Below are 16,769 nucleotides of genomic sequence, written 5' to 3' on the forward strand. Positions count from 1 at the left end.
GCTGCCGAGGAGCATAGGTCATCCTCGGTCAGGTTTGTAAGATCAGCTTGTAGTTCAAGGGTAGTGGGGCGGTTGAGTGCAGCCGAATCCCTCTGGAGGGGGTGCGATTATCCTTTCTGGAGTAAGCTTCCCACCTTTCAGCAAAAGGAGTTGGGTGATGTTTGCACGAATCATTGTGGGCGTTCTGATTGGTCTTGCCGCAGGTCTGTTTCTGCATGGGAAATTCTCTCTGGAAGAAAAGACACTAAAAATCATCCAGATTTTTGTTGGCATCGTGGCGATAGGTTTCATCGCCTCATCGTTCATGTTTGGCGCGGTGTATGGGGTGCTGGCCGTCGCTGAAATTGCGGGTGGGTATTTCGCCTATACCAAGCTGTTTCAGGGTCATGCTTCCAAGCCATAAGCAGGTCGACAGCACCTTCGCTACGCTTGCGGCCCACTGCACCATTCATGGATGTATCTATGCAAGCTGTTAACCCTGGCAAACCTTCGGTGGCGTTTCTTCTGGGCGCTGTCGTTAGTGGCTGGGGTCTGTTCTATGCAGGTCGACCTCGACTTGCCGCAGCGCTCATTGCCGCGCTATGGAGCTGCTTACTTATAGGAGGATGGTCTGGGCTGTTTACCAGCCGGCGTGGTGTATTTGTATTGGTCGCGATGATCATCGTGACGAAGTGCGTATCAGCCTTTGCCGGTGCCTGGTTTGCGCGTAGGCGTATCAAAGTGCACAGCAAGCGAGAGCATTTTTTCTTCCTTGCCGCGATGGCAGTCGGTCTTTGGTTGCTGATTCAACCCAGCGCGCGCTCTCGATTGCTCGGGTTTGAAGGTTATCGCATTCAGGGGAATGGTATGGCGCCGACACTGATGACGGGCGATGCGTTTGTTTGTGATAGCAGGCGTAGTGATTACTCTCTGGGCGATGTCGTGGCTTACGAGCGTGAGGGAAACGTTGAGGTCAAGCGTATCGCCGCCACCGAGGGAAACAGCATTGAGATTGTCGACGGCGACGTGCTGCTTAACGGAGAAAACTTTGGGCCGTTTCATTCGGGGTCACCAAGAGAGAAAAGCTACTCGCAAAGCTTTGAGCGAACACAGATTGCGCGTGGGTATGTCTTCGTGTTGGGAGATAACCGCGACAATAGTCGCGACAGTCGAACCGATGGGCCAATAGCGCTGGCTAATGTCCTCTGCAAAACTACCGAAATCATTTACTCGGTTGACGGTAGGAAAACCGGAACAGCGATCTGGTAGGTGGCATCCAGTCACTGATGAACTCGGAATCGGTGACTAACTGCTTGCGTTAGCGTCTACGCAGTTCAGTACATGGAAGTAATAAGGACGTTACGTGTTTTGGAAAGTGATTTTACTGGCCATGCTCACGTGTTTGAGTGGCTGCGCGGCGGTCGCTACGCGGATGGATTACTACCATCCTTGTCCCTATATGGGTGTTCGTTTCGACTGGTGGTTAGTCGGCGAATCCCACGGAAAACTGATCCCTTTTTTACTGCTCGACGCGCCGTTTTCATTGGTGGTCGATACGGTGTTTTTCCCTTTCGAATATCAATACACCTGCAATCTCTGAGGCGTCGATGCCACAGACATGGAACGGTAATAAGGACATTACGTGCTACGGAAGCTTATTTTGATGTTGGCTGTTTCGCAGTTGGGCGGTTGTTCCTGGTTGAGCGCGGTGACGGGGCCAGGTTCCTATCAATGCTACGGCGGGGTAGACGGTGAGTATGTTTGGGCTCAGTTCTTCGGTCCGCTTGTACTGCTCGACCTTCCATTCACTTTTGTGGCTGACACCGTGTCACTGCCTTTTTGCCGGTAGCAAACAAAAGGTGACGGATCTATCTAAAGGTAAATTTTCTAAATAGATCCGTCACCCTTTTTGCCCAAAATATGGCTCGGGACAATTGAAATCCCATGCCTCGATTATCAAGTCTTTCACTTCTTCGCCAGTAGTGGTGATACCAAGGCATACGTTGTTATTTTTATAATTAAACTCGCAATATGGGAGTCCCTCGGTGCATCTTTCGACTTCATTGACTCCTATGTCTCTCAGTAATCTCATGGTTCCGCTGGGATCAATGTAGTCCGTTAAATTTGGCGTCCAGCCATGTTTAATCAATGCTTTTCTTGCGCTTAAAAATGGCATTCCTTTATCAATGGGTACGTTCGTTGCGTTTGCAAAAACGCTAACGCCACAAAAAATGATGAAAGCAATATTGTTTGGTTTCATTTCGTGGCGCCACCAAATTTTTCGCTCATGATCGTCGGTCGCTATTCCATGCCGCCCCTGCTTGGTCCTAGCCTGAACCAATGGCTCGTCGACGGCTATGCCGGCCGGCCCGCGTATGTCGTTCGCGGCTTGCGAGCCATCCGCAAAAACTGCGCTGTTTCCAACGCAATAAAGTGCGACGAGCGCGAGAATCAAAGCTTGCATTTTACGGGGAAAGGGGACTGATTTATTTTCAATATTTTTCTGGGCATTTGAAGCCCCAGTTATTTATGACTAAGTCTTTTATCTCTTCACCTGTAGTCGAAACGACAAGGCATTCCTTGTTTTTCTTGTAGTTGAACTCGCAGTATTGAACTCCTTCGGTGCATCGTTCTATTTCTACAACACCTCTTCTTTTAAGTAAGACTTCAGTGCCAATCAGTTCTGTCTCGTTTGTTATATAGGGTTTCCAACCGTGTTTTATCAGCGCTATTCGTGCATTTAAAAAAGGCATTCCCTTTGTGATTGGTACACCCGTTGCGTTAGCAAAAAAGCTTACGGAACACAGGAAGATGCAAATAATATGATGTGGTTTCATTTTGTAGTGCCGCCAAATTTTTTGTAGGTGATTACAACTTCGTCATACGGCATATACAGTTGGCCGGAAGGATGTCCGTTCAGTGGACGGTTGGCTTGGCCTGGGCCCAATGGCAACGCCTCCCATCGCCCAGCGGCTTTGCGTGTTGCAGTTTCGATATCACCCTCTACGAGTGGATCTATTGCATGAACAATGCGAAGAATCTCAACGGCAGTCAGGTCCTGAGTATGGGGTGTAAAGTCAGATAAACCCATTGCTTCAATACACTGTAGTTTCCATGTGGGTTTTGTAATTTGATACCTGCCGGACGCGGTGATCGTTCCGCCATGACCGGCCCCCGGATGCGTCGACTCATCAGTAAAAGCCCAATTGCCACGCGCCCATCCGAAACCAAATTTGGCGTGGTAGTCGCCACCCTCGGCTTTTGCAAGGGTATCTAAAAACGCCTTCACATTCTTATTCTTCAAATACTCTTCATTTTCTTCGCGTCTTTTCTTTTGCTTGGATGGCAGCGCCGCAGTTTTTGGCGAGGTGTCTTTAACCGGCGTCACCGTTTTTGTGTGACGGGCAGACATTTTTTTGCCATTTACACTCACCAGATCAGTCATTGTGATGTTCGTCCAAATGGATATTAATGTTTTCGGACATGCCTTAGTCCAAAAAAAACAATGTGACGCTTTCCGGTAAGTGCGAATTCACCGCATGGGTATAGCCCATCGCATCGCTGACGCCATGTTCGACGCTGCCGTCGGCGCGCTGGATGGCGTAGACGTGATCGGGCATGGGTTCGCCGGAGTCTTCGTCGACCAGTTGAAACTTGTCGCTGAAGTAAACAGGCATTGGCATCAGCCCACTAAACGGCGCGGTGACGACGGTGTCGCCAATGATGACGGTGCCGGATCCGCCGATGACCACATTGCCGTGGGCGCCGGTGCTGTCTAGCATTGCCGCGTTCAGCCCGTTGATGAAAACCGTGGCGCTGACGGCGCCGGTGATGGGGCTGCCGCAGGCGGATTTATCGGTCATTCGGGCGGCGGCCAAGCCATCAAAGTTCACATTGGGGGAACCGCTGGCAATCGGATTTGTTCCGTGTCCCGGAAGGGGGCAGTTGGTGGGATCTGTTAATCGGGCAGCGGGTTTGCCACTCATGGGAAGTCCTTTTCAAGGTTCAAATGGGCGCTGGCAGGCTGTCGTTGAATTCGACGATGCGAGCTATCCATGCAGGCGTTATGAAATGTTCGGACGGTATGGGAGAGGCGTGGTGCGGCGCGCGCATTCGCTGGGGAAGGCCCGTCCATGGGTGAAGAACGCATCAAATTTAACTGTCCGTGTAAATTCGCTTGCGGATGATCCTACTAAGTCGAAGTCTTGGTCAACAATTGTTACAGGTTTTGAGTTGACGGTTTATGGTTCACCGAGTTAGGCGATGTTGGCGGTGGGTTTGGCTCTCCAAAAGCAGGCATCGAGGACGCGGATAGGCGCTGCGCCTGTCGCGATTCTCGACGCGGACGTTCAGTCGGTTTTTTGGTTTTTAGAGGCTTGTTTAACCGTCGCGAGCTGTTTGTTTAAAGACACTCAGTGTTACGTCCTAAAGGCTACAAACCCTTGCGCCGTTGCCTACGCGTACGCCAGAATCCGCCGGCTTGTGCCTCTTGCGCCCGGCCTCTATCGTTTACCTGCCACTGCCCATCAGTGGTCGGGTTTAGTCGCCTGTCGTTGCTAAGTCGCATAAGTGTCAATCAGTCAGGGGTTCCATCCTGCACTTGATGGTAGCTGTGCGCAGGGCACTCTCGAGTGCGCCGATTTCTTAGCTCGTCGGTCGACTAACCTGTGCACAGCTGCCTCCCTTTCGTTTAGTCGCGAAGTGGATGCAGCCTTATTAGAGCGAACTAAGACATGTTCAAAGTAACGCCCAATCCCCCGAACACCAATCCAGTACCCTACGACGCCTCTCTTGATCTTGACCCCAAGAAACTAAAAGAGGCAGCCGACCGCGCACTCAACTTCTACCTGAACCCCGGGGCGACGAAAACGCAGATACCGCCCCACAGCCCCAGCAACGACACCTTCATCATCAACCCAGCGGCGAATGACGAAACATTGCTCGTACAGGCCTGCGAATCGTTGGGGTCTGCCACTGAGATAGCGAATGAAATCGCCAGCACAATGGACGGCCCACAGCGCAAGAGGATGCTGGTGTTGCAGCAGGTAATCAGGTTGGGTGAGTTGGCGGTGAATCGAGTGCTGGATAACCACAAGCCCGGGTAGTCGCCAGGCACTGTAACGAGGGGATTGCCCCCTCGTTACACTTGTTGCATGAAGCAATATCGGACCTTTGCGGTAGGTCCAGCCAACAAGTGTCAGCCTTGTTTGGCGTTCAACTTTTTCAGTTCTTCATAAGTCGCCGACTGCACAAACCAGAAGCCGGAGATGATGCACCAGGTCAGGGTGCCGGTAATGAAAACGCCTGCGCCGGACCAGAAGCCCTGAACGAAGATCATGACCACTGCGGCGATCCAGATAACGGCCAGCGCGACATACAGAACTACGTTGTTTACGCCAATTACGAACTCTTTCACGTCTATTCCCTTTTGAATGATTGTCCTCTGACCCCTTACGCAAGGGCCAGTGGGCGGCATGATAGGGAGATAGGTGGCTGCTGGCCAGTAATGTCTGCAGGTAGGTGACAGATTTATTTTCACAGCACCACCAAGTCGTCAATATCTTCGTGGTATCCGACTAACCTGGTTTTGGCTCAGATAATAATGATGGGTTGCAGTCTCATTGGAATGGTATTGCGGTGGTTGATGAGATTTTCTTTTTACCAAAAGCGCCGTTTAGAAACTTCATCCATGGTTTGTCTACTGCGTATGTAAAGATGATCGAAGCGACGGCGGTGACTGCTACGTATGCGATGAATGTCTGTGTGATTGAGTCGGTCCTTATGAAGACGGCCGATGCAGCACTGCTCAATACCACGAAATGAGTTAGGTACAAGCCAAATGAAATTTCGCCGAGCTTCAAAAATACTTTATTGGAGAATATTTTTCTCAGTGTCTTGTTGGCATTGACCGATCCGATAAATAGGACGGCGGCCAAAGGGTAAAATAAGTCGGTTGCAAGACTTGCCATCTGTGGTGGAAGTGTCAGGGGTGCGATGGAAAGCGCTATTAGCCCTGTCAGGGTGGCGACAAAAAAAGATAGTTGTGTTTTAAGCTTTAGATAGGTTAAGGCTAATAGAGATCCGAGAATAAACTCAAAATAGTGAGTGCCAAAGCTAAGCGCTGCGGCGGCGAGTAACAGTATTATTTGCGATAAGAAATTTAGGTGTCTGCACAAAAGACCAATCGCTATGACTAGAAAAACAGCGAGTAGCTCATAGGATATCGTCCATAGATTGGAGTTGTAAGTCAATGTAGGATCAAAATAGAAAAAGTCTTTCCAGAGTGATTCGGTTATCGCGAGGTATATGTCTGGCGGGAATGTGTACCATCGAACTAGCCAATCTGATCCATTCGCAGTGCCGGCTTCCTTGTTGAAAAATAGACCGGATGCATGCAGTACATACGCAGTCAGGCATATAAAGAGAATTGGGACACATAATCTGAAGTATCGTTTTACAACGGCTGTAAGGGCGGCGACGATAGTCGTACGGTAGAATTTTTCAAAGAAAAGAAAGCCACTCAAAACAAAAAATAAAGCGACTGCGAAATGGCCATTCCATAACGTGCTTAAAAATGTATGGTTTACCGTCTCTGCACTGCTGATCAGAGAGTTATCGAATGATCGAAAAAAATGAAAAATAGCCACAGCCAGTGCGGCGATCCCTCTTATCCCATCAAGGTGCATTGCGCGCTCAGAATTTATATTCGAGTTTGTCGATGATGGCTTCTGCGAATTCATAAGTTCGGGCCGCCTGGAAATAAAGGATTGCTAGCGGCGGGCATTTTACTCAACGCAGCCATTAAGCGGTTATTTTTTGCTTGAAGAGTCGAGAGGAGCGCCGAAAAGGTCGGTGATCGACGAGGCCTTCGTGCCGTACTGTCTACGGTTTTTGAGCAGTGACGGCACAGCATCGGTACCCGTAGGTACTCGCCGACGCCCTCATCTAATCCAACCCTCCCGTTGTTCTTGAGATCATCTTGGCGCTTAAGTAGCGCTGGAGGGTTTTGTCAATGCGCTGGTTGAAGCGTCAGAGGGAACGGGCTTTGCGATTGGCAAGGTAGTTTCAGTGGCTTTAGGCTGAGCAAAAATTATCGCTCTCGTACGACCCCAATCGTAGTTAGGTGACTCCACGGAGTAGAGCACTTGTGGGTCGTCAAATACGGCAATACCGATGGAGGACGTGGAAAAATACTGGTTTGGCGAAAGCTCTATCGAGGCTTCCGTTTGAAGGTGATCTGCTGTTTTGAATTGACTGTTCAAGACAATAGCCCCTGCGTTGAACAGGATCTTTCCATCTTTGTCGTTGAGATGAATGGCTACGGTAGAGTTAAACTCGCCCGCTTCGATGGCCTTGAACTGTATTTTTGCGTACAGAGACTTATCTCTTCGCACAAGGATCTCAAAGCGTGTAATGGAAACTCCGTTGCTGTACTTCGCCACGTCCAGGTTTGCTGGTGTAGAGAATATCGCAACTGGAGGGTAGGCGTAGTCCAGGACTTTTGGCGTGGCGTAGAATCCAAAACCAATGACGGACGCAGCCAGTGCGGCTTGAAAGGTCCTGTAGACAAAGGCTTTTCTCTTCTTTGCCATCACCGGCGAGTCAGCCAATACATTGATTAAGATTTTTCTGAACGGACCTTCTACGGTGCTTGAAAGAATCCATGCGCCCGAAATCGATATTGCCCAGATCAAGCAGTACGAAATCCAGTCGTAGGACAGTGGATTGGTGTATTGCTTGAAATATACAACAACGGCGTAGTGGACCAGGTACAGCGCAAAGCTTAACTCGCCGAGGAATACCAGCGGCCTCGTTTTGAGGATGCTCGAGATGTGGCCCTTGCCGAACGAAAAAATGCCAATCAGTACGGCGAACGCCGGGAATGAGCCCGCAGTGCTCACATAATAGGAAACGCTTTGGCCAAATAAACTACCTATGGCATGACTTTTGGTCGCCATCATGGTGACGTAGGTCAGCAATAGAGCAGAGACTTCCACTGCGGTCCATTGTGATTTGCTCAGTGCGTTATCTGATATTTTAAAGCTTTGTGTCAGGTGGAACATGCCTATCCCAACCGTGAACTCGAGCAGTCGTGTTGGCGGGAAGAAGTACATCAAGCCGCTTGCACTGATGCCGTAGGAATCTTTGTTAGGGAATGAATTACTGATCAGCAATATTGCGGAAATAATAATTAATTCAACTGCCAGTATCTGCTTCCATCTGCTTGTAAAACTTCGGGCAATAAGAGGAAATAATAGATAGAAGAAAATTTCCGTTGATATGCTCCAGGAGACCCCGTTGATCGAAGTGGCCCAGAGTTCTATTGGAACCCAGGATTGCACCATGAATATAGTTGCAATCGTTCGGTAAATACCGTGTTCCCAAAGCAGGGGTGCCGGGTTCAATTTGTAGATCAGAAGAATCCATATAAACATGGTTGCTATGTGCAGGGGCCATACCCTGGCCACCCGTGCAACATAGAACTTGCGAACACTTCCCGGTTTGGATAAGTCGGGATAAGCGTAGGCTAAAATATAACCACTGAGTACAAAGAAGAATGACACTGCTTGTGAGGCAGGTATGACTTTTGAAATATCACCGATGCCAAGAATAGCGCCTGTGTGGAAAGCTACGATGAGCGCAGCAGCAAAAAACCTGAGGGAAGTCAGGGCGTCCAGTTTTTTTTTGTTATCCATTCTTTCTGGCTCGGCTATCCGTAAAGTAATGTTTTGTATTGATTTACGTTGGGCCGCGCATCTTAGCGAAAGGGATGGCAATTTGGAATTGAATAGTGTGCGTTTGTAACGCCTTTGTACCCAGCAGTTGACAAATGGTAGGAGAGGGGAGAGGCAGTCGATTTATTCGCTTCGGTTTCTCCCTGGAAAAAACAACTCAAAACACGTCACCCCATTCTCGCTGGTGACGCCATACCCTCCGCTATGCAACTGCATGATCGTCGCGACAATCGACAAACCCAACCCGTTCGATTGCGCCGACCGCTCCCGCGACTCATCCACCCGATAAAACCGGTCAAACAGTTTCGGCAGATGCTCTGGCTCAATGGTCGCGCCCTGGTTACTGACTCGCAGGCTGATCCCGTCAGAGGAGGGCGTTGCACTTACCTCGAGCTCCGAATCCGGCGCGCCATATTTGATGGCGTTCGAACACAGGTTGGCCAACGCCCGCCGCAGCAACATCGGTTCGGCCCAGATCACGCCGCTGCCATGGGCGTTGATGCTGATCCCGACATCCGCCGCCAACCCTTCAAAGTAATCCGCCATGCGTTCCATTTCGTCTGCGGCGTCCAGCTCCTGGCGTTGGCGCAGGGCGCTGGCGGGGTCGGTTCGGGCGAGGAACAGCATGTTGTCGAGCATGCGCGCGAGGCGTTCGAGTTCTTCGACGTTGGAGGCGAGGAGTTGTTGGTAGGCTTCGACGCTGCGGTTTTGCTGGAGGGCGACTTGGGTTTCGCCGAGCAAGTTATTGATCGGGGTGCGCAGTTCGTGAGCCATGTCGGTGGAGACCTGGCCGAGCTGGACGAAGCCTTTGGCGAGGCGGTCGAGGACGCCGTTGAAGGCATCGATCATCGGCTGCACTTCCAGCGGTGCGCCGTGGTTGTCGAGGCGTTCGGTGAGGTTGCCGACGCCAATGCCGTGGGCGTGTTTGGCCAGGCGCCGCAACGGCAGCAGCCCGCGATAGAGCAGCAAATAGCCGCAGACCGCGAGCAATAGGGCGGCGACACCGGCCAGCAGGTAAACGCGTATCCGGTAGTTGGCCAACACGCTGGTGCGTTCAGTCATCAACCGCCCGGCCACGACTTGCAGGCTGCCCAAGTCGCCGGAGTCGATGGTCGCCGCCAGCGCCGCGAAGGGCACGCCGTCCACGCCGGAAAAGTGCTGTACGTCGGCCAGGACCAGCGGATGGTCCATGGTCACGGGCGACAAGTTCGGCAAGTCGAGCCTGCCGGGATTGACCACCAGCAACGGTTTTTGTCCGGCCGCGCCGATCACCAGCACCGATTCGCGGTTGCCGAGCATGTTCTGGAACAAGGCCGGTTTGCTCTTGATCAGGTCCAGGGTGTTGCTGTCATTCAGAAAGGTGCGCAGTTGGTCGACTCGAGTGATCAGCGCGGCATCGTCCCGCCGGATCAACTCGCGTTCCAACTCGCGATACAAACACACGCCCAGCGTGATGACTGAAGCAAAGGCCAGCAACGCAAACAGCAATGCCAGGCGAAGGGTTAGGGAATGAGGCTTGTTGTTCATGGTTGCGTGTCGAAGCGATAGCCGATACCGCGCACGCTGTGGATCAGTTTCAGCTGGAACGGGTCGTCGACTTTCAAGCGTAAACGCCGCACCGCGACGTCCACTACATTGGTGTCGCTGTCGAAATTCATGTCCCACACCCGCGAGGCAATCAGCGAGCGCGACAACACTTGGCCTTGGTGGGTGGCGAACAAGTGCAGCAGGGCGAATTCTTTGTTGGTCAGGGTGATCCGCACGCCGTCGCGGGTGATACGGCGTTTAAGCACGTCGATTTGCAGGTCGGCCACTTGCAGCTGTTCTTCTTCCCGGGACGGGCCGCGTCGGGTCAGGGTGCGCAGGCGCGCCACCAGTTCGGCGAAGGAGAACGGTTTGATCAGGTAATCGTCGGCGCCCAGTTCCAGGCCCTTGATGCGGTCGGCGATGTCGTCGCGCGCGCTGAGAAACAGCACCGGTGTATCAGCTTCCTTACGCAAGCGCCGCAGCACTTCCCAGCCGTCCATTTTCGGCATCATCACATCGAGCACGATGACGTCGAACGAGGTTTCCAGGGCCAGGTGCAAGCCGTCCACGCCATTGCGCGCCAGGCTGACCGAGTAGCCGAGTTCCTGCAGACCGTTGAGCAGGTAGTTGCCTGCCTTGGGCTCGTCTTCAACGACTAGGATGTTCATGGTCGATGTCCGTAAAGAAATCATTGTGCCGTGGAGGGCGTGAGCCAGTGTAGCCCGATCATCTGCGGGTGACTCGGGCCACACATCGTGGGCGCAACATACTCAATTGTCATTGATGCAGCCGGAGCCTTCGACCTGGTAATCCAGCACGTGCTCTTGACCGCTGTGGTCCAGGTAGTCCAGCCGCGCAGGAATAATGCCGCACTGTTGTGAGATGTCGGTGCTGGACAGCACTTTCGCGACGTCCATGTGGACGAAGAAACCTGTCTTGTCATGAATCACCGACGCTTGTGGCTGAGTGTCGGCAAAAGCCGAACCGGTGGCGAGGAGGGCGGCGAAACCGAGGATTAACATTTTCATGATGTGTCTCTCTCTAATCTGGATGGCGGTGGCTGCCGGTTGAGTGACTGGGCAGTGAGCTCAGGTTAACGAGGCGATCCGAACAGCCGACCAACAGTTGAATGACAAAGTTGTAATGCAATTCAGCCCGGGATTACGGCTGGCGGCCGGAGGCTTCGAGGATCAGGTCGGCGATTTCTTTCGAGTGCGAGACCAGCGACAAATGGCTCGACGGCAGTTCGATGGTGGTCGCGCCCATGCGCTTGGCGAGGAAGCGTTCCAGGTCCGGGTTGGTGGTCTGGTCGAGGCTGGACACCGCGTACCACGACGGTTTGGTGTGCCAGGCAGCGGCGGTGGTGCGCTCGCCAAACAGGGTTTTGGCGATCGGTTGCTGCACGGCGAACAGCTCCATGGCCTTGTCGTGCGGAACATCGCTGGCGAAGTACTTGAGGAAGGCATCCTGTTTCAAGCTGACGTAACCGTCGTGCTCTTCGGTGCCGGCGCGCACGGGCATGGTCGGGTACTTGCCGGAGAGGGCGACGAAATCTTCGCCGGCATCCGGGGCGCGGGCGGCGACGTAGACCAGGGAACTGACTTTCGGATCCACCCCGGCTTCACTGACCACGGTGCCCGCGTAGGAGTGGCCGACCAGAACGGTCGGGCCGTCTTGTTGGTCGAGTACGCGTTGGGTGGCGGCGACGTCGTTGGCCACGGAGGTCAGCGGGTTCTGCACAGCGGTGACGTGCAAACCGGCGGCTTGCAACCGCGTGATCACCTCGGACCAACTCGAACCATCGGCCCAGGAACCGTGCACCAGCACGACGTTGTCGGCCTTCACGGGCGCAATGTTGCCGGCCATGGCGGAGCCGGTGCCGAGCATCATCAGGCTGGCGGCGATCAGGCAGAGTTTGTTCATTGGTTTCATGGTGTCGACCTTTGTCATCATCGGTGGAAGGCGAGCCCCCCGGATTGGGTGGCTGACGACGACACTGTATGAATCGAGGGTGCGACCTACGCTGACAACTCAATGACAAAGTTGTAATGCGTTACGAGGTGTCAGCGGCTCGTAAAAATTCAATGATCAGGCGTGCGGCCTCATCGGGTGCCGCTTGAAGGAGGCAGTGCGGAGCGTTGACGTCGATCATCTGCATCTGTGGCTTCAGTTGAGAGATCCGCATGGAGGCGGCGTGTGGAACCAGGCGATCTTCGGTGGCCCGCAGGTAAGCCGTCGGCACGTTCACTTGGGCAAGTTGCGCCGACACATCGACATCGAGCACCGACCGCAGTCGCGAGCGCATCACAGTGGGGCTGACCCGATTGATCGCTCGACTCAGGGCTGTGCGCAATGCAGCGGTAGCAAATTGACCGAGTAACAGCGGGCTGAGCCATGTGGCGGGCACGGCTCCAATTGGCAGGATGTTGGCTATAAAGCGCAGAGGACTGAGCAACGGCCGAGGGTTTCGAACAAACGTGCAGCACAGTACCAGTCCGACCTGTTGCGGCAGGCGCAAAGCCGTCAGCGCGATTGCTATCGGTCCGGAGAATGATTCGCCCAGCAATACGAATGCTCGGTCGGTGGGCAGCGACTGTCTGGCAATGGTTTCCAGCTCTCCGTAACTCAGCGGGACATCGCAGGGGTAAGTCACTACGACGATGTTGCAAGCGTGCTGCAACGCCGACACGAAAGGCTTGAACAGTTCGCCTGTTCCATCCATTCCCGGTAGCAAGACAAGCGTCGGCAGCTTTGATCGGTCCATGTGTTCCATCCTTGGTGAGTGCCTATTCTGGCGCATTTGACTCACAGCATGCGGGTCAGAATCGACCTCTTTTTCTGTAGGTCACTGGCAGGCAGATTGGCAGGTTTTGGGCTACTACTGACAAGCCCTTTTCCATTTCCCTGTCAGGAGCATCCCTATGCTGTCTCACTGGTTTCTCGCGGCGATCCATCTCTTGGCGTTTGCCATGGGCCTTTGGGGTGTGCTGACTCGGGGCACGGCATTAAGCCGCCTGGCTGCAGGCACGGCGCCGGTTCGTAGCGTGCTGGTCGCCGACAACGTGTGGGGGATCTCTGCGGGGATTTTGCTGATCACGGGGCTGATACGGGCCTTCGGCGGGTACGAAAAAGGCACCGACTACTACCTTCATCAGCCGCTGTTTCATCTCAAGATGACGTTGTTCGTGATCATCCTGCTGCTGGAGCTGGCGCCGATGATCACCCTGATCAAGTGGCGGATCGCCTTGGGGCGTGGCGCTTCGGTGGATCTGGGGCGGGCGAAGTTGTTCGCACGGATCAGCCATATAGAAGCGCTGTTGATGATGCTCATGGTCATCGCGGCCACTGGCATGGCACGGGCTGTGACCTTCGGCTAGCGGTGACCTATTCGTCGGGGTTAAAGCGAATTGTCTGACAGCCAAGGCGTCGCCGAAGCCGGTAGTATCGGCTTCACATCACGAGGGGGATGAACGGTGGGGCAGGGCGGGGCGAAACAATGTGCATGAATCTTTAGCCAGCCATTGCGCTGAAGCGAACGGGCTGGCTACTGACTGCAGCAGGATTCAGGGTTGCGGCTTGTCTGGAGCGGTCAGCCCGGCCTGAATGCGCTGATAGATCTCTTCGCGATGCACGGCAACGTCTTTCGGGGCGTTGATGCCAATTCGGACTTGCTGGCCGCTTACGCCCAGGATGGTGATAGTGATGTCATCACCAATGTTTATGCTTTCACCGACTTTGCGGGTGAGTATCAGCATGGTCTTCTCCTTGATTGCTTTGTAGGGCACCTGATTCAGACAGTGCAGAGGTCGGTGTAGTTATAGATTAGTGCGAAGTCTCACGGTTTGGGTGCCTCTTTCTGACGCGCAGATGCTGCATTAATTCCCAAGGCGTAACTATACAGAGGCCGCATCCATGATTCTCGTTGTTTTGTGCCCATTTTGCGGCACTCGGGAAGTATTCATGAATGCTAAAATCCGCGCTTTCAGCATTCAGAGGGAAACGTTGTGCGCAAAATGGCCTTGGTAATCGCAGTATTGGCGTTGGCGGGATGCGGTGAAGGAAAGGATGCGAGCGCTCAAAAGACGCCTTCTGCGACTGTTTCCGCACCGGCAACAGCGCCCGCTGTTGCAACGGGTCCGCAATGGGATCTCGAGGTGCGGGGCGAAACAACCCAGGCCGTCAGCGACTTAAGCGGCTGGTTGATCGAGCACAGCTTCGTTTCCAATGTGGTCCGGGAAAACGGCAAGGACCGGATCCTGCTCGGTCCGTTCGCTTCCAAAGCCGAGGCTGAAGCCAGACAGGCTGACTTGAACGCAGCGCTGACCCGCGCGAAAAAGATGAACATCGAATCGTTGATCATCGAGCGTCCGGCGGCTCAGTAATCGCGTAACGGTTCAGACGCCGTTCAGCGGGGAGTCCTAAAGGGTGGCCGCGGTGACTCGTATTTATACGTAGTCACTGTCGATTCCCAGAAGGAGCTCCCCATGGCCTCCGCCAATCCTTACAAAATCTTCGACGCGGTCTTGCAGCGCAAGCAGACCCTGAGCCCGCACATGATGCGCGTCACCCTGGCCGGGCCGATGGTCACCGATATGGCCACCTGGGCGCCGGATCAGCGGGTAAAACTGTTCTTCCCCGCCGAAGATGGATCGCCGGCCCGGCTGTCCCATGAAGATGGCTGGTATGCGCGTTACCGTTCAATGCCGGTAGCCCAGCGTCCGGCGATGCGCACTTACACCATCCGCCATCTGCGCGCCGATCAAGGCGAAGTGGACATCGACTTTGTGTTGCACGGTGAAACCGGTCCGGCTTCCCGTTGGGCGATTCGATCGGTGCCGGGCGCCTCGATTCAGATCACCGCGCCGGATCGGCACTTCACGGCCCAGGATGCAGGCGGTTTCGAATGGAAGCCGCCGCAAGCGCTCAAGCAATTGTTGCTGGTCGCCGATGCCACGGCGTTGCCGGCGGCGCTCGGGATCCTCGACGAGTTGTCCGTCCTTGACGAGCCGCCGCTGACCCAGGCTTTTTTTGAAGTCGACAGCCTGGAAGATGCGTTGCCGGTTCCAGATTGGCCGGGGCTTTCGGTGGAGTGGCTGGTTCGCGACCACGCCAGCGCAGGGTCGTTGATGGTCGAGGCGGTCCAGCGGGCGAACCTGCCGTCCTACGTTTCGAAAGAATCCGTGGAACTGGCGGAAGTGAATGTGAACGAGGAGATCCTCTGGGAAACCTCCGCGTCGGCCAGTGATGGTTTCTACGGCTGGATCGCCGGAGAGACGGTCGCGGTGATGAGCCTGCGCAAGTACCTGATCAAGGAGCGCGGCATTCCCCGGGAGTCGCTCAACCTGATGGGCTACTGGCGCTACAACAAAGTCGGCGGTTAGAGCGAACAAAGGCCTCGGGTTTTAATGCCCGAGGCCTTTGTGTTTTCAGCGGTTGTTCAACCGCAGGCTTTCATGTCCACCGGGCCGACAAATTCATTGCCGCGTCCCATCACGCACGCCACGCTCTGATTGCGCTGGCGCTCCCAGGTTTGCACCGGATAAGTCTTGTTCCAGGCTTCATACAGTTGGCGATCCTGTCTGGACAGTTTCAATCCGTACTGCTTGCTCATGTAGAAGTAGGTCCGGGCGATCATCCCGCGAATCGACGGGCGGGGCATGACCTTCTTGGCCTTGAAGTCGACTTGGGTCAGGCACGAACCGTATTGACCCGATTGCACCGGTAGCCAGCCAAAACTGAAGTTGCTGCGGTCACCGTTGACCTCACCGATGCTCGGCACCAGGTTGTGCAAGTCGGCCTCGGCCTTCTGATAGGTCGGGTCGTAGCGTGTGCAGTTTTTGCGCCCGCCCGACTGCCAGCATTGGCGCTGATGGCCGATCTGCCAGGCCGGGACAATGTGCTCCCACTCGATGCGGGCGGCACGCTTGGCGCTTTTGCGCGGCACATAACCACAGGCAGCGAGGTCGACCTTGTTGCCGGTGTATTTGCAGCCGCAATAAAACTCGGTGGATTGCGGTGCGTAGAGCTTCCACGCGACTTTCTTGGCTTCGTTGAAGGTGCGCGGGGCGCCGGCCTGGGCGCCCATGGCAATGAACAGAAACAGCAACGCAAAACAGCGGACACTCATTGACTCAATCTTCCTTCGGCACAACCCAGAAAATCTGCACACCGCCATCGTCGCGATAGGCGAGGGTGACGTTATCGTTTTCGTCGATTTCTTCGAGCAGCTGTTCCCATTCGTCCACCGGTTCATCCGGCAGACGGAAAATCAGCGCGGCTTTGGATTTTTGCGCGGTAGGGGAGTTGATGATTTTTTGAACGCGCAGACCCATGCGTTCAAAGGAGCCGGGAGAGGCAGCGGTAGTGGCCACGGAATTATCCTTATTAAGCTGTACGGGCATACAGTATTTAACTGTAAGCATTTTCGCAACTGCTTAAAATTCAAGTAAATCCTCTGACAGTGTTTTTTTCCGTTTGGTGTAAGACGGTTGGCGTTCTTTTGTAGGAGATGCCACTCACCAGAATAGG

At 54.0% G+C, this 16,769-nt stretch carries 23 protein-coding genes; 8 read left to right on the forward strand and 15 right to left on the reverse strand.

Annotation, left to right across the window (positions count from 1 at the left end; all coding sequences use genetic code 11):
• Positions 1-157 precede the first annotated feature (157 nt).
• The 4 genes from ACIOYV_RS27115 to ACIOYV_RS27130 all read left to right on the forward strand — a co-directional run bounded on the left by ACIOYV_RS27115 (position 158) and on the right by ACIOYV_RS27130 (position 1,828).
• Entirely contained in the window at positions 158-403 is a 246-nt protein-coding gene (locus ACIOYV_RS27115; RefSeq protein WP_054052996.1) for a hypothetical protein, read from the forward strand.
• Between the two features lie 59 nt (positions 404-462).
• Entirely contained in the window at positions 463-1,248 is a 786-nt protein-coding gene (gene lepB / locus ACIOYV_RS27120) for a signal peptidase I (RefSeq protein WP_401328633.1), read from the forward strand.
• A 94-nt stretch (positions 1,249-1,342) separates the two neighbouring features.
• A complete protein-coding gene (locus ACIOYV_RS27125) occupies positions 1,343-1,579 on the forward strand; it encodes a YceK/YidQ family lipoprotein (protein ID WP_401328636.1) in 237 nt (78 codons plus the stop codon).
• A 63-nt stretch (positions 1,580-1,642) separates the two neighbouring features.
• Positions 1,643-1,828, forward strand: coding sequence for a YceK/YidQ family lipoprotein (locus ACIOYV_RS27130; protein WP_401328639.1), 186 nt, complete (start codon positions 1,643-1,645; stop codon positions 1,826-1,828).
• A 51-nt stretch (positions 1,829-1,879) separates the two neighbouring features.
• Here ACIOYV_RS27130 and ACIOYV_RS27135 read toward each other — a convergent pair whose 3' ends face one another.
• From ACIOYV_RS27135 to ACIOYV_RS27150, 4 genes are all read right to left on the reverse strand, one after another.
• Entirely contained in the window at positions 1,880-2,239 is a 360-nt protein-coding gene (locus tag ACIOYV_RS27135) for a hypothetical protein (protein WP_401328642.1), read from the reverse strand.
• Between the two features lie 232 nt (positions 2,240-2,471).
• On the reverse strand, positions 2,472-2,816 hold the full coding sequence (locus ACIOYV_RS27140) for a hypothetical protein (RefSeq protein WP_401328644.1): 345 nt from the start codon (positions 2,814-2,816) through the stop codon (positions 2,472-2,474).
• On the reverse strand, positions 2,813-3,424 hold the full coding sequence (locus ACIOYV_RS27145; protein ID WP_401328647.1) for a hypothetical protein: 612 nt from the start codon (positions 3,422-3,424) through the stop codon (positions 2,813-2,815). The genes ACIOYV_RS27140 and ACIOYV_RS27145 overlap by 4 nt, the downstream gene beginning before the upstream one ends.
• A 43-nt stretch (positions 3,425-3,467) precedes the next feature.
• Positions 3,468-3,965 (reverse strand): PAAR domain-containing protein, encoded by a 498-nt coding sequence (locus ACIOYV_RS27150; protein ID WP_401328650.1) that lies wholly within the window; start codon positions 3,963-3,965, stop codon positions 3,468-3,470.
• Positions 3,966-4,712: 747 nt separating this feature from the next.
• On the opposite strand from ACIOYV_RS27150, the gene ACIOYV_RS27155 reads away from it, so the two are divergent.
• On the forward strand, positions 4,713-5,084 hold the full coding sequence (locus ACIOYV_RS27155) for a DUF6124 family protein (protein WP_401328653.1): 372 nt from the start codon (positions 4,713-4,715) through the stop codon (positions 5,082-5,084).
• Between the two features lie 92 nt (positions 5,085-5,176).
• Here ACIOYV_RS27155 and ACIOYV_RS27160 read toward each other — a convergent pair whose 3' ends face one another.
• The 8 genes from ACIOYV_RS27160 to ACIOYV_RS27195 all read right to left on the reverse strand — a co-directional run bounded on the left by ACIOYV_RS27160 (position 5,177) and on the right by ACIOYV_RS27195 (position 13,005).
• On the reverse strand, positions 5,177-5,395 hold the full coding sequence (locus tag ACIOYV_RS27160) for a hypothetical protein (protein ID WP_054053006.1): 219 nt from the start codon (positions 5,393-5,395) through the stop codon (positions 5,177-5,179).
• 202 nt (positions 5,396-5,597) lie between these two features.
• A complete protein-coding gene (locus ACIOYV_RS27165) occupies positions 5,598-6,719 on the reverse strand; it encodes an acyltransferase family protein (protein WP_401328656.1) in 1,122 nt (373 codons plus the stop codon).
• Between the two features lie 246 nt (positions 6,720-6,965).
• A complete protein-coding gene (locus ACIOYV_RS27170) occupies positions 6,966-8,675 on the reverse strand; it encodes an acyltransferase family protein (protein WP_401328659.1) in 1,710 nt (569 codons plus the stop codon).
• Positions 8,676-8,837: 162 nt separating this feature from the next.
• Positions 8,838-10,241: a heavy metal sensor histidine kinase gene (locus ACIOYV_RS27175; protein WP_401328662.1), complete on the reverse strand. Its 1,404-nt coding sequence runs from the start codon at positions 10,239-10,241 to the stop codon at positions 8,838-8,840.
• Positions 10,238-10,909: a heavy metal response regulator transcription factor gene (locus tag ACIOYV_RS27180; RefSeq protein ID WP_054053013.1), complete on the reverse strand. Its 672-nt coding sequence runs from the start codon at positions 10,907-10,909 to the stop codon at positions 10,238-10,240. The genes ACIOYV_RS27175 and ACIOYV_RS27180 overlap by 4 nt, the downstream gene beginning before the upstream one ends.
• 102 nt (positions 10,910-11,011) lie before the next feature.
• Complete coding sequence (locus ACIOYV_RS27185; RefSeq protein WP_265044510.1) at positions 11,012-11,269, reverse strand: DUF2790 domain-containing protein; 258 nt, start codon at positions 11,267-11,269, stop codon at positions 11,012-11,014.
• 133 nt (positions 11,270-11,402) lie between these two features.
• Positions 11,403-12,173, reverse strand: coding sequence for an alpha/beta hydrolase (locus ACIOYV_RS27190; RefSeq protein ID WP_401328667.1), 771 nt, complete (start codon positions 12,171-12,173; stop codon positions 11,403-11,405).
• Positions 12,174-12,294: 121 nt separating this feature from the next.
• Positions 12,295-13,005, reverse strand: coding sequence for an alpha/beta fold hydrolase (locus ACIOYV_RS27195; RefSeq protein ID WP_401328670.1), 711 nt, complete (start codon positions 13,003-13,005; stop codon positions 12,295-12,297).
• Between the two features lie 157 nt (positions 13,006-13,162).
• On the opposite strand from ACIOYV_RS27195, the gene ACIOYV_RS27200 reads away from it, so the two are divergent.
• Positions 13,163-13,618, forward strand: a complete 456-nt coding sequence (locus ACIOYV_RS27200) for a DUF2214 family protein (protein ID WP_401328673.1) — start codon at positions 13,163-13,165, stop codon at positions 13,616-13,618.
• A gap of 186 nt (positions 13,619-13,804) precedes the next feature.
• Here ACIOYV_RS27200 and csrA read toward each other — a convergent pair whose 3' ends face one another.
• Entirely contained in the window at positions 13,805-13,996 is a 192-nt protein-coding gene (gene csrA, locus ACIOYV_RS27205) for a carbon storage regulator CsrA (RefSeq protein ID WP_017337657.1), read from the reverse strand.
• 249 nt (positions 13,997-14,245) lie between these two features.
• Here csrA and ACIOYV_RS27210 point away from each other — a divergent pair, with 249 nt between their 5' ends.
• Together ACIOYV_RS27210 and ACIOYV_RS27215 are read left to right on the forward strand one after the other, a co-directional pair.
• A complete protein-coding gene (locus ACIOYV_RS27210) occupies positions 14,246-14,623 on the forward strand; it encodes a hypothetical protein (protein ID WP_054053023.1) in 378 nt (125 codons plus the stop codon).
• A gap of 102 nt (positions 14,624-14,725) precedes the next feature.
• The gene (locus ACIOYV_RS27215; RefSeq protein ID WP_401328677.1) at positions 14,726-15,622 is read left to right on the forward strand and encodes a siderophore-interacting protein; all 897 of its coding nucleotides are present in this window, start codon (positions 14,726-14,728) and stop codon (positions 15,620-15,622) included.
• Between the two features lie 56 nt (positions 15,623-15,678).
• Here the strand turns inward: ACIOYV_RS27215 and ACIOYV_RS27220 are convergent, their stop codons facing one another.
• Together ACIOYV_RS27220 and ACIOYV_RS27225 are read right to left on the reverse strand one after the other, a co-directional pair.
• Positions 15,679-16,368, reverse strand: a complete 690-nt coding sequence (locus ACIOYV_RS27220) for an endonuclease (RefSeq protein ID WP_401328680.1) — start codon at positions 16,366-16,368, stop codon at positions 15,679-15,681.
• A 4-nt stretch (positions 16,369-16,372) separates the two neighbouring features.
• Positions 16,373-16,663 (reverse strand): DUF1654 domain-containing protein, encoded by a 291-nt coding sequence (locus ACIOYV_RS27225; protein WP_054615469.1) that lies wholly within the window; start codon positions 16,661-16,663, stop codon positions 16,373-16,375.
• Between the last annotated feature and the right edge of the window lie 106 nt (positions 16,664-16,769).

Source organism: Pseudomonas sp. NPDC087342, from assembly GCF_044744265.1.
GTDB classification, from domain to species: domain Bacteria; phylum Pseudomonadota; class Gammaproteobacteria; order Pseudomonadales; family Pseudomonadaceae; genus Aquipseudomonas; species Aquipseudomonas nunensis.

Coding starts and splice junctions, on each gene's coding strand:
- ACIOYV_RS27130 (WP_401328639.1), top strand. CDS start 1,643: ATGTTGGCTGTTTCGCAGTTGGGCGGTTGTTCCTGGTTGAGCGCGGTG.
- ACIOYV_RS27225 (WP_054615469.1), bottom strand. CDS start 16,663: ATGCTTACAGTTAAATACTGTATGCCCGTACAGCTTAATAAGGATAAT.
- ACIOYV_RS27190 (WP_401328667.1), bottom strand. CDS start 12,173: ATGAAACCAATGAACAAACTCTGCCTGATCGCCGCCAGCCTGATGATG.
- ACIOYV_RS27195 (WP_401328670.1), bottom strand. CDS start 13,005: ATGGACCGATCAAAGCTGCCGACGCTTGTCTTGCTACCGGGAATGGAT.
- ACIOYV_RS27150 (WP_401328650.1), bottom strand. CDS start 3,965: ATGAGTGGCAAACCCGCTGCCCGATTAACAGATCCCACCAACTGCCCC.
- ACIOYV_RS27200 (WP_401328673.1), top strand. CDS start 13,163: ATGCTGTCTCACTGGTTTCTCGCGGCGATCCATCTCTTGGCGTTTGCC.
- ACIOYV_RS27185 (WP_265044510.1), bottom strand. CDS start 11,269: ATGAAAATGTTAATCCTCGGTTTCGCCGCCCTCCTCGCCACCGGTTCG.
- ACIOYV_RS27220 (WP_401328680.1), bottom strand. CDS start 16,368: ATGAGTGTCCGCTGTTTTGCGTTGCTGTTTCTGTTCATTGCCATGGGC.
- ACIOYV_RS27145 (WP_401328647.1), bottom strand. CDS start 3,424: ATGACTGATCTGGTGAGTGTAAATGGCAAAAAAATGTCTGCCCGTCAC.
- ACIOYV_RS27155 (WP_401328653.1), top strand. CDS start 4,713: ATGTTCAAAGTAACGCCCAATCCCCCGAACACCAATCCAGTACCCTAC.
- ACIOYV_RS27165 (WP_401328656.1), bottom strand. CDS start 6,719: ATGAATTCGCAGAAGCCATCATCGACAAACTCGAATATAAATTCTGAG.
- ACIOYV_RS27115 (WP_054052996.1), top strand. CDS start 158: ATGTTTGCACGAATCATTGTGGGCGTTCTGATTGGTCTTGCCGCAGGT.
- ACIOYV_RS27140 (WP_401328644.1), bottom strand. CDS start 2,816: ATGAAACCACATCATATTATTTGCATCTTCCTGTGTTCCGTAAGCTTT.
- csrA (WP_017337657.1), bottom strand. CDS start 13,996: ATGCTGATACTCACCCGCAAAGTCGGTGAAAGCATAAACATTGGTGAT.
- ACIOYV_RS27170 (WP_401328659.1), bottom strand. CDS start 8,675: ATGGATAACAAAAAAAAACTGGACGCCCTGACTTCCCTCAGGTTTTTT.
- ACIOYV_RS27215 (WP_401328677.1), top strand. CDS start 14,726: ATGGCCTCCGCCAATCCTTACAAAATCTTCGACGCGGTCTTGCAGCGC.
- ACIOYV_RS27135 (WP_401328642.1), bottom strand. CDS start 2,239: ATGAAACCAAACAATATTGCTTTCATCATTTTTTGTGGCGTTAGCGTT.
- ACIOYV_RS27175 (WP_401328662.1), bottom strand. CDS start 10,241: ATGAACAACAAGCCTCATTCCCTAACCCTTCGCCTGGCATTGCTGTTT.
- ACIOYV_RS27180 (WP_054053013.1), bottom strand. CDS start 10,909: ATGAACATCCTAGTCGTTGAAGACGAGCCCAAGGCAGGCAACTACCTG.
- lepB (WP_401328633.1), top strand. CDS start 463: ATGCAAGCTGTTAACCCTGGCAAACCTTCGGTGGCGTTTCTTCTGGGC.